Here is a 12,818-nt window from a genome sequence, read left to right as displayed (position 1 = left end):
CCCAGGTCACTCCGTCCAGACGCCTGCGGCAGCGCGATCGTCGGCATAGCCCCTGGCCCGCCACTCCGCGCGTAGGAAGTGGGACCCGCCGACTTCCCGTGCAAGGACGACCCCGGGCCGCAGTGCACTCACCCACGCACCCCACCGCCCACAGGGGCGCACGCGAGAAGTCGAACCCGCCGACTTCCCACGCACGGACAGCCCCAGGTCACTCCGTCCAGACGCCTGCGGCAGCGCACTCACCCACACACCCCACGACCCACAGCCCCGCACGCGAGAAGTCGAACCCGCCGACTTCCCACGCAAGCGCAGCCCCGGGTCACTCCGTCCAGACGGCTGCGGCAGTGCGATCGTCGGCGTAGCCCCTGGCCCGCACCTGGACCTGGCGGAGGAAGTCGACGGTGCCCGGCGGGTGGGGGTGGACCCAGTGGGTGGAGAGGAAGTGGGCGACGGCCGGCTCGTCGGCGATCGGGCGGGCGAGGCCCGGGGTGCAGAGCAGCAGGATGTCGCCGGGCGTCGCGGGGACGAGCCGGAAGCGGAACGGGCGCGGGCCCGGCACCGGGGCCTCGGGGGCCGGCGGCTGGCCGTCCGGATGGTGCAGCAGACGGGCCGCGTAGGCGTCGATCCAGTGCCCCGAGCGCAGCAGGTAGAGCCCGCCCGGGCCGACGCCGAAGGCCGCGCGGTAGCCGGCCTGCGGGTCCAGCGACACCAGTAGGCAGTGCAGCGACGCCGGAGAAGGGGTCTCCTCCTCGCCCTCCACCCGGGACGCCAGGGCTCGCAGCGGGGCGGCGGCACTGGTCGCCAGCCGCTGGAGGCCGTAGCGGAGCCGGTCGCGGGCGCCGTCGCGCAGGTCCGCGGCCAGGCCGGCCCGGCTGCGCCCGATCGCGGCGGCCAACTGGTGGCACGCCTCCCGGGTGGCAGCCGCGACCGCCTCCGGGGGGACCGGCTCGGGGGAAGCCGCCTCCGCCTCGCCGCCGCCCGTACGGTCGAAGCTGCCGAGGACGGCGAGCAGCAGGCCGTCGGCTCCCTCCCCGAACCGGGTGACCAGCAGGGTGTCACGGCGCGGCTCGCCCCGGTAGCGCGCCGAGTCGCCGCGGACGGAGGCTGCACGCAGCACCGTCGACCCGTACTGGGCGCCGTCCAGCACCGTGTCCGGTACGAGCGTGCGCAGGGCGCCCGGGTCCGCCTCGGGCACGGCGGTGGGCTCGGGGCCGTAGGTCGGGGGGCGTTCGCCGACGTGGGGGACGGCGGCGCCGCCGTCGGCGAGCGGTGCACGGACGGCCAGGCGGGGGTCGGGAGCGGCCGCGGCCTGGGCGACGGGCTCGGGGTCGGGCTCCGGGGTGTGGACGGGTTCCGGCTCGGGGCGGGGTTCGGGCTCGGGAACGGGGTCAGGCTCGGCTTCGGCTTCGGCTTCGGCTTCGGCTTCGGGTGCAGGTTCGGGTTCGGGCTCCGGACCCGGCTCGGGGGCGGGCTTCTCCAGTGAGACCGGCTCGGGGTCGGGCTCGGGCTCCGGCTCCGGCTCCGGTTCGGGTACGGCCTTCGGTGCATCGTCGGCGAAGGCCGGGGCCGGGAACCGGTGGGTCTCCGGGGAGGTCCGCTGGCGCCCGATCCCCGGTGTTCCGCCGATCACGTCGACCGCGGTGTCGAACCAGTCGTCGATGCTGTCCCGGCGGTCCGGCTCCTGCGAGCCGTCGGGCCCCGGTTCCGCCTCCGGTTTTGGTTCCGGCTCCGGCTCCGGCTCCGCCGACCGCTGCTGCCCGATGAGCCCGACCGCCGTGTCGAACCAGTCGTCCACGCTGCCGTCCCCCGGATCGGCGTGCGGGGTGTCCGGAAGGGTGCCCGCCGGGCCGTCGTAGACGGTGTCCCACCAGTCGTCGTCCGGCCGGTGCGGCTGTGCGGGTGCACCCTGCTTGCTCATCTGGCGGCTCCTGGTCGTTCCGTGGTCGCGCCGCCCCCGGCGGGCCGGGCTGACGACATTGTTCTCCACCTGCGAGGACCCTGTCCGGGTTTCGGCGACAACCGGTCACCCACCGGAAAGTCCCGGCCACCGCGCTCACCTGCCGGTTCGCCGGGCCGGTTCCGGGGCGTCGTCCGCTCGTCCGCTTCCGTTCCGTCCGCGCTTGCCGGATGTGTCCGGAGCAGGGCGTTTCCTGGTCATCCGGGCGTGCGGAGCGCCGAAAATGAGGGCCGATGGGGGGCATCGCATCACTCGTTCGGCTGATTAAATGTGCGCATGACCGCGTCGGCCCCCAGTTCGCCCCGACCGGGGAGGGCCGCATCCGCGGGCCGCCCGGCGGGTGGGCTGTTGGTCCTGCTGCTCGTCGCGCTGCTGACGCTGCTGCCGTGCGCGGGCCAGGCGAAGGCGGTGGACGGCTCCGGGCTCCCGGCGTCGCCCCCGGCCCCGGCCAGTGCCGTCACGGTCGTCAGCGTGGTCAGCGTCCAGGTCGCCACCGGCCACACCTCCTACACCGGCCGCGCCGCGAAGGTCACCAAGTCCACGCAGCCCTCGGAGCAGCACCGGGCGGCGGAGGAGCAGGGGCACTGGATCCTCTGCACCGCCGACGGCCAGCCGCCGCGCAACAACGGCTGCACCAGCCACCCGTACTGCCCGCAGGACGCCCAGCTGCCGAACCCGCCGCCGCAGCCGCAGCCCGCCGTGTCACCGCTGGCCCCGGCCGCGCCCGAGGCGCAGCCCCGGGTGGTGCCCGCCGGTCTGCTGGACGGCGCGCACCCGGTCCCCGACCTGCACGAACTCCAGGTCCACCGGTCCTGAGTGGAACCCGCCGCCGGCCCTCCCGCCGGCGGAAGCGCCCTTCCTCCACTCCAGCTGACCGCCGTCGCCGACCGGTGCGGCGGGGACAAGGACGACCACCATGGGTTCCCCTTCCAAGCAGACCAACAAGCCCGGCAAGCAGGACGGCAACGACCGCCGCGCCCGGATCGCCGAACTGCGCGCCGCCGAGCAGCGCCGCGACCGCCGCAACAAGATCGTCGCCTCGGTGGCGGCCGGCGTGCTGGTGATCGGCGCGATCGCCACCGGCACCTGGATCGTCATGGACCAGAACCAGAAGAAGAAGGACCAGGAGACCGCCGCCAACGCGGACATCCCGGGCGTGAAGACCTTCGGCGAGCTGAGCCGCACCCACGTCAAGGACAAGGTCACCTACCCGATGACCCCGCCGGTCGGCGGCGACCACAACGCGATCTGGGCGGACTGCATGGCGCACGTCTACGACCAGCCGCTGGAGAACGAGCGCGCCGTCCACTCGCTGGAGCACGGCGCGGTCTGGGTGACGTACAACGGCAAGGCCACCCCGGACGACATCAAGATCCTCTCCGACAAGGTCAAGAAGACCCCGTACTCGATGATGAGCCCGTACCCGGACGAGCAGGGCACCATCACCCTGAACGCCTGGAGCACCCAGCTGGTCGTGGACAGCGCCAGCGACCCGCGGGTGGAGCAGTTCTTCACCAAGTACGTCCAGGGCAAGCAGACCCAGGAGCCCGGCGCCTCCTGCACCATGGGGCAGATGTGACCGCCGACGCGGGCCCCGCCGTCGAGGAGGGCGGGGCCCCGCGCCGCCGCCGGATGTGGTGGCCGGCCGCGCTGGCCGCCGCCGTGGCGCTGGCGCTCGGCGTGCCGGCCCTGGTGGCGAGCGGGACCTCGGCGTCCGGCTCGGCCAAGATGTCCGTCCCGGCCGACGACTCCCCCGAGGCCGGCTTCGCCCGCGACATGGCGACCCACCACCAGCAGGCGGTGGACCTGTCGTTCGTCGTGCGGGACCGCACCGCCGACGAGCCGACCCGCACCCTGGCCTTCGACATCATCAACACCCAGGCCAACCAGCGCGGGATGATGATGGGCTGGCTGGACCAGTGGGGGCTGTCCCAGCACTCGACCGCCACACCGATGGCGTGGATGAAGATGGGCCACGACTACCAGGCCCACGACGGTTCGCTGATGCCCGGCATGGCCACCAACACCCAGATCGCGAAGCTGCGCACGCTCAGCGGGCGGGACGCCGAGGTGTACTACCTCCAGCTGATGATCGAGCACCACAAGGGCGGCGTCGAGATGGCCCAGGGCTATGTCGACAAGGCCCGGAACGACGCGGAGAAGCGGCTCGCGGAGTCGATGGTGGTCGCCCAGACCTCCGAGCTCCAGCTGATGACCGACATGCTGAAGGAGCGCGGCGCCGAGCCCGGCGTGCCCGCCTCCTGAGGCGCCGGGCGCGTGCTGCGCAGATCCGTGCGTTCCCCGGGCGGCCGGGGCGCCGGCGGGGACGGTCCCGTACCGTCCCCGCCGCGCCCCGGCCGTCCGCCGTCCTCCCCGCCCCTCCTGGAGAACCCCGCATGACTCCGGCCGCCGGGGCCGCCGCCGCACCTCGAACCCGCTGATCACGGCCTCGGGCGATCCCGAGGCGGCCTGACCACCAAGTTGCGCCTCGCGGTCGAGCAGGAGCAGAAGCCCCTCTCCCTCGTCGTCACTTCCGGCCACGCGGCGACTGGCCCCGGTTCCAGACCGTGCTGGGCCGGGTAAGCATGCCGCGTCTTGGTCGAGGGAGGCCGCGTAACCGATCGGACAAGGTCCATGCCGACAGGGCGTACGGCTCGCGCGCGAACCGCGCCTACCTGCGCCGTCGGGGAATCCGCTGCACGATTCCTGAGAAGGTCGACCAGATCCGCAACCGCAAGAAGCGCGGTGCCCATGGCGGCAGGCCACCGAAGTTCGACAGGATCGACTACCGCGCACGCCATGCTGTGGAGTGCGGCATCAACCGCCTCAAACGCCACCGAGCGGTGGCGACCCGGTACGACAAGCTCGCCGTCCGCTATGAGGCAACCGTGACCATCGCGACGATCAACGAGTGGCTGTGACACTGCGACCTTCGAGAGCTGTCACTGCTCGGTCCGACTCCCGTCGGCATGGATCCGGAAATACGTCAGATTGCGGGGCCGAGAGGCCGCGAGGCGAGCCCAGACCGGGATCTCCTCCTCGGCCACGGCCCGAAGCCAGTCGGTGAAGTGCGCGAAGTTCAGCACTGGAAGGTCGTCGTTCTCGCCTTCGCTGTAGGACCACACCTCTGGGTCGGCCCCAGACCCACGCAAGAAGTCGAACTGGTAGCCCTGATGCATGGAGAAGACCCGATCGGACTCCCCGAACTCGAACGTGGATCCGCGCTCCTCCAGGAGTTCTCGCGCCGCCGTCCTCAGCCCCAGAATGCGTGGGTAGTACACGTCGGTTCCCTGCATGAACCGCCCGGCGCCACCACCGATCTGCGCCAGGAACGTCCGATATGCACCCGCTATCGGTGTGCGTTGGTCGTCTTCGACCTGGAGGATCCCGTCGTCCGTCAGTCCGATCAGCTGGTCCGGTCGGGCGGTGGTGCCGTCGGCAATCGCCGCAACGACGACCCCGATGCGCTCGTCAGGTGCGAGTTCGCTCCAGTTGGAAGGCCATCTCGCCGATGGGGGCTCGACTGACGCGCCCTCGCTCCGACGCCACCTGTCTTTCCAGCTCATCCCGCGCCCCCACCGCACTCACGACTGCCCACGCGGGCGAGCTTACGTGCCCTTGATCGACTTCTGGAACGGACCCTAAAGCTTGTTGCAGAAGTCCGGGTGGGGGCAGGTCAATGTGTGCTTTGACCTGTCGGTTCAGGCGGTTTGGGCGAGGTTGTGCATGTGGGCGACGGCCTGCACCGCGTGGTGCAGGCCGTCGCCTTTCTGTCGGCAGTCGCGGAGGATCCTGTAGTTCTTCATCCGGGCGAAGGTGTGCTCGACGCGGGCGCGCACCCGGCGGTGTTCGGCGTTGTCCTCCTCCTGGGCCCGTAGGAGGGGGCGGCCGGCTCGTCGGCGGTGGGGGACGACCAGGCCGGTGTTGGGGTAGGCGCCGTCCGCGAGCACGGTGGTGCCCGCACAGGTGGCGGGCAGGTGGGAGGCCCGCCAGGCGTGGGCGTCGGCTTTGCTGCCCGGCACGGGGCGGGCGGTGGCGACCACGGGACGGGTGTCCGCGTCGATGACGACCTGCACGTTCGCCGAGAACCGGTGGTTACGGCTCGACGCCCCGACGCCGCGGTCCCGCACCGGAACGAGAGTGCCGTCCACGATCCACAGCCGCTCCACGCCCGGCACCGGGCGTGGAGCGGCCTCCAGCGCCAGGAGCGGGCCGAGACGCCGGACGATGCGGCACACCGTCGCGGTCGAGACCCCGAACAGCGGGGCGAGCTGGCGCATCGTGAGGTTGGTCCTGCAGTACACGGCGACCAGCAGGACCCGGTCGGGCAGCGGCAGGCACCACGGCCTGCCGCCGCCCGGACCATTGCCGCCCCGCTCACGCACCACCCGCACCAGACCCTCGAACTGCCGCATCCGCAGCCCCGTGAACGTCTCCACCCAGACCGGCACAGCCCGAAGCACCCCACCCATACTGGAGAAATGCCCCGCACCAGACCTTCTGCAACAAGCTTTAGGACTCCGCGGCCTCGGGCCCCCGCGGCCTCAGGCCCCACGGGCCCGGGCCTCAGGCGCGGGTGGGGCGGGTGAGGGGTGCGGCCGATGCGGCGACGGCGGCGAGCAGGAGGAGCACCGTCCGCCCACCGGACTCCGCGCCCGCCAGGTGGACACCGAGGACGGACAGCGCCATGCCGAGCGCCGTGCCGAGGCTGCGGGCCATGTTGACCATGCCACCGCCGACCGCCGAGCACTGCGCCGGTATCGCCCGCATCACCAGGGCGTTGTTGGCGGGCAGCAGCAGGCCCAGCCCGTAACCGGCGACGAGCAGCGGGAGCGCCACCGCGTCCGAGGCCGGCAGCAGGGCGCAGAGCAGCAGTCCGCCGGCCGTGAGGAGCGCGCCGAAGCGGCACCTGGCCACGTCCGACCAGCCCCGGGGCAGCAGTCCGCCGCCGACCGTCGCGGCGAAGGCGAACGCGGCGGGCAGCAGGGTGACCACCAGGCCCGCGTGGGCCGTCGAGACGCCCGCGCCGGTGAGCAGCACCGGGCCCAGCACCAGCGGGCAGAACAGCAGCAGGTAGCCGATCAGCGCGACCACCAGGCCGGTGCGCACGCCCGGGGTGTTGACCAGGCCGGGGGCCAGGATCGGCCGGGCGGCCCGGCGCTCCTGGTGCGCCAGGGCCAGCGCCAGGACGGCGGAGGCGAGCAGCAGAGCGGCCACCGCCCAGCCCGGCAGGGGCAGCCCGGAGGCGGTGGACAGGGCGAGCAGCAGCGTGGTGGTCGCCCCGGTGAGCAGCAGCAGGCCGGGCAGGTCGAAGCGGGCGTCCGAGCGCGAGCCGCTCCGACCGGTGGCCGCCGGGCGCCGTCGGGGGGCGGGCAGGGCGGTGGCTGCGTCGGGGGCCGGGGCACCGGGCGGGGCGTCGGCGGTCCGGGTGCGGGGCAGCAGGTACCAGCCGGCCAGGATGCCGAACACCGCGACCGGCACGTTCACCCAGAACACCCAGCGCCACGAGGCGTGCTCGACCAGCGTGCCGCCGAGGATGGGCCCGAGGGCCAGGCCGAGGCCCTGGGCGGAAGCCTGGATGCCGAGGGCGCGGCGCATCGCGTGGCGGGGGACGCCCCGGGCGACCAGGGCGACGCTGTTGGCCTGCATCATCGCCGCGCCGACCGCCTGGACGGCGCGGCAGCCGACCAGGACCCAGAGGCTGCCGGCGAATCCGGCGCCCAGCGAGGAGAGGCCGAAGACCGCGAAGCCGCCGATGTACATCGTCTTGCGGCCGACCAGGTCGGACAGCCGGCCGATCGGGGCCAGCAGGGCGACCAGGACCAGCAGGTAGGCGAGGGCGACCCACTCGACGGCGGCGAAGCCCGCGTCGAAGTGGCGGCCGAGGGCGGGGAAGACCAGGGCGATGACGCTGGCGTCGAGCTGGCCGAGGAAGGCTCCGAGGCAGACCGTGCCGACGGCGAGCCAGTGGGCGTGACGCCAGCCGGCTATGCCGCTCGGCCGGGGCCGCTCGGTGAGCAGCCGCGAGGCAAGGACAGTGGCGTTCATGACACGAATATATCGGATACAGATATGTTCTTTCTACGAGCAGCTCGCTCTACGACAGGATGCGCCCCGGAAGACCGGCCGCGGGGGCCGCCGCGGGGGCCCCACCGGGCCACCGGGCAGCCGCCGGGCAGCCGCCGGGAGGCCCGGCCGCACGGCCCGCAACAGAGCCGCAACACGGCGGCTCCCGAGGCCCGCACCAGCCGCCGGACCGCCCCGTACCAGGAGATACGCTGTCCGCCATGCCGTCGTCACCACACGTTCCCGACCCCGCCACCGGAAGCCCCGACCCGGCGGTCGAACACGCCCGGCGGCTGACCGACACCGTCACCCGCCTGCGCCGTGCGCTGCGCAGCAGCATCCGCACCGACTACCCGTGGGAGTCCCTGCCGATGGCGCAGGTCGAACTCCTCCAGACGCTGGCCGCCGCCCCGCTGCGGGTCGGCGAGCTGGCCGCCCGGCAGCGGCTCGCACCCAACACCGTCAGCGGGCTGGTCGGGAAGCTGCTCGATGCCGGCTTCGTGGACCGCCAGGCCGACCCGGGCGACCGCCGCACCGCCCGGATCGCCCTCACCCCGGCCGGGCGGCGACAGCTGGACGACTGGCAGCACGCCCACGAACGCCGGATCGCCGCCGCGCTCGGCACCCTCGAACCGGCCGACCAGGCGGCGGTCGTCGATGCGCTGCCCGCCCTGGAACGGCTCGCCCGCGCCCTCGCCCAGCCGGGCACCGCGCCCGAGGAGGCGGCCGCAGGCGCGCCCGGACAGGGCCCGGCGGCCGACTGAAGGGGGTGGCATGGGCGCCGGGCCGGCAGGGCCGCCGCGGTCAGCCGGCGCAGTGTCACCGCGGTCATCGCCCAGTACACCCGAGACCCCGAACCGCGGGGCAGGTGCTCGTATCCCGCCGGCTCCGAGACAGTGATCCACGTCGCCTCGCTCGACAACCTCGCCAAGCGCATAACGGACGGGACAACATCGACCCGGCGAGGGACCTACTGGAACGGAAAGGGCAGTTCGCCTGGATCGAATGCCCTCCGAGGGAGCATTCAGCACGGCGTTTGGCCGCGAAGCCGGCGTCTCACCTCGCCGGTTCCGCACGGCGACACGACAGGTGGACAGAGATGCGGAGGGGGCGGCGTCCCGAACGGATTCGGGTCGCCGCCCCCTCCGTTGGCTTGCCTGGCTCCCTTGAGTCAACCCGCTCTCAGGGAGTGGATGGTCGGAGCGAGGTGCTCTGCGATATTGCCGAGGATGCGCAGGTTCTCCTCCACGCCGAGCGTGTTGGGGATCGTGACGAGCAGGGAGTCCGCCTCCCTCACTGCGTGATCCTGCTGAATCTCCCTGATGATGGCATCCGGCTCTCCGATGAAGCTCTTCCCGAAACGGGAGACGGCACCTCCAAGGACGCCGACGTCTTCTCGTGCTTGGAGCGCCGCGGGGCCGAACAAGGATCGGTCACGGTCGGAGACGATCGGCAGGATGCTGCGCACGACGGCGACGCGGGGTGCACCTCGATGGCCCGCGCGATCCCAGGCGGCGCGGAAGACCCTGACCTGTTCGGCCTGGAGCTCCGAGAACGGAACACCCGTGTCCTCGGAGAGCAAGGTACTGCTGAGCAGGTGCATGCCCTGTTCACCGGCCCACTGGGCGCTCTGTCGCGTGGCCGATCCCCACCAGATGCGCTGCGGAAGGGTCTCCGACTGCGGTTGGATCGGCAACGGCACCTGCACGCCGGCCTCGGCGGGGTCGCTGATCGCCATCGGGGTCCCGGCGATGGCGGCGCGGAAGCGCTCGGTGTGCTCGCGTGCCATGTCTGCGGCGTTGCTGTCGGCGGACGGATGGAAGCCGAAGCTCTCCCATCCGCGCAGTGCGGGTTCCTGTGATCCTCGGCTGATGCCGAGCTGGAGACGTCCGCCGCTGATGAGGTCGGCTGCGGCGGAGAGCTCGGCCATGATGAGTGGGTTCTCGTAACGCATGTCGATCACGGCAGTGCCGAGCTCGATTCGCCGAGTTCTCGCGGCCAAGGCTCCCAGGAAGGACCAGGGGCTGGCGAACTGGTGCTGATAGTGGTGCACGCGCATCCAGGCGCCGTCGAAGCCGAGTTCTTCCGCGCCGACCGCGATCTCGATCCCCTGCGTCAGCGCGTCGGCTGCGGACAGGTGGCGGCGGGGCTGGTAGTGGCCGAAGGAGAGGAACCCCAGATTCTTCGTCATCATGGCTCCTTTCACAGGACCGGGATGGAATCGGTGGGCGACTGCGCCGCAGTGGGCAGCTCGTCCTCGGCGGAGTCGGGGGTGGGCGTGCCGCCGGCTCGGCGCAGGAGGATGACGGCGGCGCCGATGACCGTGGTGACGACGGCGCAGGCGATCATCATCATGCGGAACACGGTGGCGTAGACGGCTGCATGGCCGGTGGCCCCGGCTGCGACCTCGGCGCCGAGAGCGGGGTTGCCGAGCTGGGCGCCGATGATCGCGGCGAGGGCAGCGCCGAAGACGGCGACGGCGAGCGCTTCGCTGCCGAGTCGGAGGAAGTTGAGTACGCCGGCCGCGGCGGCGCTGCTGTGTGCGGGGACGGAGGCGAGGGCTTCGCCGTCGACGAGCCCGAGGGGGAGCCCCCACCCGAATCCCAGCAGGATCATCGGGACAACGAGCAGCACCGGGGACAGGCTCGGGTCGAACAGCAGGAACAGCACGTCACCGGTGATGAGCAGGATGATGGCGGTGTTGATGATCGTGTGCGGTGAGACGCGGGTGCGGGTGATCAGCGCGCCGGTGAGCAGCGGGCCGACGAGGACGGGGAGCGTCAGCGGGAGCATGAACAGCCCCGCGGTCGCCGCGTCCTGACCGTGGACGGCGCTCAGCGCGATGGGTGCGTAGGTGAGGACTGAGACGTAGGCGAACGACGCGGCGACGGGGACCAGCGCGACTGCAAGGAAGCGGGGGCTGCGCAGCGGCGACAGATCGAGGAAGCCTCGGCGGGGCGCATCGCCCGTCGACGTGGCGGACGGTGCCGGCAGGACTCTGAACGCTGCAGCCGCCAGCACGAGCGCGGCGACCCCGGCGACCACGCCGAAGACACCGCGCCATCCGAGCGCCGTGACAAGCAGGCCGCTGAGCGTGGGGCCGGCCGCCAGGCCGATGCCCACGATCGTGCCCAGGAGAGCGAAGGCGTGTGCGCGTCGCTTGCCGTCGTAGGCGTGGGAGATGATCGAGGTGCCGCCGGTCGCGATGGCGGCCGCGCCGACGCCGGTAATGATCCGTGCGAGGTCGAGGAGGACCAGGTTTCCGGCGAGGGCGCTTCCGACTGCTCCGAGCAGGACCGTGGCGAGGCCGATGACGAACGTCCGTCGCAGCCCGATCCGGTTGCCGATCTGCCCCCATAGCAGCGTGGAGATCGTCAGGGCGATGTTGAAGCCGTTGACGACGCCCTGCAGCAGAGTCGGATCGCTGCCGAGGTCGTGCGAGATGTCGGGAAGCGCGATCGCGGCGCCAGTGATGCTGATCGGCATCACGAAGATGCCCAGCAGCACGACGGGCAGCAGCAACGGCGATGGTGATGGGCGCTCGGGGGTGGCGTGAGCGGGCGACAAGACTCCTCCTAGGTACGATGTGTGTCGTACCTGATGGAAGCACGCACGTGAGGTACGATGCAAATCAGACCTGAGAGGTGGAAGCACATGGCGAAGGAAACGTCCTCGGGGCCGACGGCTGCGGAGATGGAGCTCGGCACCGTCCTCCGAGCGCTCTCCGACGAGCACCGTCGTGCGGTGATGGTCGAGCTCGCCGCAGACGAGGAGGATCGCGAGCGCACATGCAACTCGTTCGATCTGCCGATCTCGAAGCAGACCCAGACGCACCACTTCCGTGCGCTCCGGGAGGCCGGACTGATCTGCGAGATTGACTACGGGAACCGGAAGGGCATCCGGCTGCGCCGGTCGGACATCGACGAACGTTTCCCCGGTCTGCTCGGGATCCTCGCAGCGGAGGCGCACAAGCCGGAACACGCACACGGCTAGCAGCGCCGCCACGGCACGCTTTGCGCAGCAAGACTCGCAGGTCGAACCCGTCCCCGCGGCCGGGACCGAGCCGGGCTCGTTCACCCGGCCCCGGCCGTAGTCGACCGACATCGCCACGACCTGCCCGCCAGTCCCACGAAACGAAAACCGGACATCAGCTCTCATACCGCCCCCTGAAACCCGGTGGCCGTCCCCGTCCGCCCGGCGCTACCGTCCCCGGTATGACCACCGCGGACGTACGGATCGAGCCCTGGACGGACGACGACCTCGCGCTGCTGCGCCTGGTCAACACGCCGGAGATGAAGAAGCACGTCGGCGGGCCGGAGAACGAGCGGCAGCTGCTCGTACGGCACCGGCGCTACCTGGACTTCGTCCCGTCCGGGCTCGGCTGCATGTACCGGATCGTGCTGCTGCCCGGGGGCGAGGCGGTCGGGACGGTCGGCTACGGCACCCGGACCTGGGAGGGACGGACCGTCCACGAGATGGGGTGGAACGTGCTGCCCGGCTTCCAGGGGCGGGGCATCGCGGCCGCCGCCGCCCGTGCGGCGGTCGCGGCGGCCCGGCGGGAGGCCGCGCACCGGTACCTGCACGCCTTCCCCTCGGTGGACAACCCCGCCTCCAACGCGGTCTGCGCGAGGGCCGGGTTCACGCTGCTCGGCGAGACGGACTTCGAGTTCCCGCCCGGGCGGTTCATGCGCAGCAACAACTGGCGGGCGGACCTTCGGAGTCACGGGGGTCAAGCGTCCGGCGGGTGACCCTCCGGCGGGTGGGCCCCTCGGCGCGGGCGGGTCCCTCGGGGCGG

At 72.2% G+C, this 12,818-nt stretch carries 13 protein-coding genes and 1 pseudogene; 8 read left to right on the top strand and 6 right to left on the bottom strand.

Annotation, left to right across the window (positions count from 1 at the left end; genetic code table 11):
• Nucleotides 1-319 precede the first annotated feature (319 nt).
• Nucleotides 320-1,918 (bottom strand): hypothetical protein, encoded by a 1,599-nt coding sequence (locus ACH5AR_RS15745; RefSeq protein WP_396301938.1) that lies wholly within the window; start codon nucleotides 1,916-1,918, stop codon nucleotides 320-322.
• 387 nt (nucleotides 1,919-2,305) lie between these two features.
• Between ACH5AR_RS15745 and ACH5AR_RS15740 the strand changes: the two genes are divergently transcribed.
• The 4 genes from ACH5AR_RS15740 (at nucleotide 2,306) to ACH5AR_RS15725 (ending at nucleotide 4,878) form a co-directional block, all read left to right on the top strand.
• Entirely contained in the window at nucleotides 2,306-2,773 is a 468-nt protein-coding gene (locus ACH5AR_RS15740; RefSeq protein WP_396301937.1) for a hypothetical protein, read from the top strand.
• Between the two features lie 100 nt (nucleotides 2,774-2,873).
• Complete coding sequence (locus tag ACH5AR_RS15735) at nucleotides 2,874-3,536, top strand: DUF3105 domain-containing protein (RefSeq protein WP_396301936.1); 663 nt, start codon at nucleotides 2,874-2,876, stop codon at nucleotides 3,534-3,536.
• A gap of 53 nt (nucleotides 3,537-3,589) precedes the next feature.
• Nucleotides 3,590-4,222 (top strand): DUF305 domain-containing protein, encoded by a 633-nt coding sequence (locus ACH5AR_RS15730; protein WP_396301974.1) that lies wholly within the window; start codon nucleotides 3,590-3,592, stop codon nucleotides 4,220-4,222.
• Nucleotides 4,223-4,524: 302 nt separating this feature from the next.
• Nucleotides 4,525-4,878: a transposase gene (locus ACH5AR_RS15725; protein WP_396301935.1), complete on the top strand. Its 354-nt coding sequence runs from the start codon at nucleotides 4,525-4,527 to the stop codon at nucleotides 4,876-4,878.
• Between the two features lie 21 nt (nucleotides 4,879-4,899).
• On the opposite strand, the gene ACH5AR_RS15720 is transcribed toward ACH5AR_RS15725, so the two are convergent.
• The 3 genes from ACH5AR_RS15720 to ACH5AR_RS15710 form a co-directional block, all read right to left on the bottom strand.
• Nucleotides 4,900-5,523: a hypothetical protein gene (locus ACH5AR_RS15720; RefSeq protein WP_396301934.1), complete on the bottom strand. Its 624-nt coding sequence runs from the start codon at nucleotides 5,521-5,523 to the stop codon at nucleotides 4,900-4,902.
• Nucleotides 5,524-5,658: 135 nt separating this feature from the next.
• Nucleotides 5,659-6,429, bottom strand: a complete 771-nt coding sequence (locus tag ACH5AR_RS15715; protein ID WP_396301933.1) for a transposase family protein — start codon at nucleotides 6,427-6,429, stop codon at nucleotides 5,659-5,661.
• 94 nt (nucleotides 6,430-6,523) lie between these two features.
• Nucleotides 6,524-8,005 (bottom strand): MFS transporter, encoded by a 1,482-nt coding sequence (locus tag ACH5AR_RS15710; protein WP_396301932.1) that lies wholly within the window; start codon nucleotides 8,003-8,005, stop codon nucleotides 6,524-6,526.
• A gap of 239 nt (nucleotides 8,006-8,244) precedes the next feature.
• On the opposite strand from ACH5AR_RS15710, the gene ACH5AR_RS15705 reads away from it, so the two are divergent.
• A complete protein-coding gene (locus ACH5AR_RS15705) occupies nucleotides 8,245-8,787 on the top strand; it encodes a MarR family winged helix-turn-helix transcriptional regulator (RefSeq protein ID WP_396301931.1) in 543 nt (180 codons plus the stop codon).
• Between the two features lie 123 nt (nucleotides 8,788-8,910).
• A pseudogene (locus tag ACH5AR_RS15700) lies at nucleotides 8,911-8,997 on the top strand (IS5/IS1182 family transposase); the annotation flags it as partial.
• A gap of 197 nt (nucleotides 8,998-9,194) precedes the next feature.
• Here the strand turns inward: ACH5AR_RS15700 and ACH5AR_RS15695 are convergent.
• Nucleotides 9,195-10,214 carry an LLM class flavin-dependent oxidoreductase gene (locus tag ACH5AR_RS15695; RefSeq protein WP_396301930.1) on the bottom strand — a complete coding sequence of 340 codons (1,020 nt, stop codon included), beginning with the start codon at nucleotides 10,212-10,214 and terminating at the stop codon, nucleotides 9,195-9,197.
• 11 nt (nucleotides 10,215-10,225) lie between these two features.
• Nucleotides 10,226-11,545 (bottom strand): MFS transporter, encoded by a 1,320-nt coding sequence (locus ACH5AR_RS15690; protein WP_396301929.1) that lies wholly within the window; start codon nucleotides 11,543-11,545, stop codon nucleotides 10,226-10,228.
• 132 nt (nucleotides 11,546-11,677) lie between these two features.
• Between ACH5AR_RS15690 and ACH5AR_RS15685 the strand changes: the two genes are divergently transcribed.
• A complete protein-coding gene (locus ACH5AR_RS15685) occupies nucleotides 11,678-12,016 on the top strand; it encodes an ArsR/SmtB family transcription factor (protein ID WP_396301928.1) in 339 nt (112 codons plus the stop codon).
• Nucleotides 12,017-12,237: 221 nt separating this feature from the next.
• Nucleotides 12,238-12,771: a GNAT family N-acetyltransferase gene (locus ACH5AR_RS15680; RefSeq protein ID WP_396301927.1), complete on the top strand. Its 534-nt coding sequence runs from the start codon at nucleotides 12,238-12,240 to the stop codon at nucleotides 12,769-12,771.
• The last annotated feature ends 47 nt before the right edge of the window (nucleotides 12,772-12,818 follow it).

The sequence above is a fragment of the Kitasatospora sp. NPDC018619 genome (genome assembly GCF_044391605.1).
GTDB lineage: Bacteria > Actinomycetota > Actinomycetes > Streptomycetales > Streptomycetaceae > Kitasatospora.
This window is presented reverse-complemented; position numbering and strand designations above follow the sequence as displayed.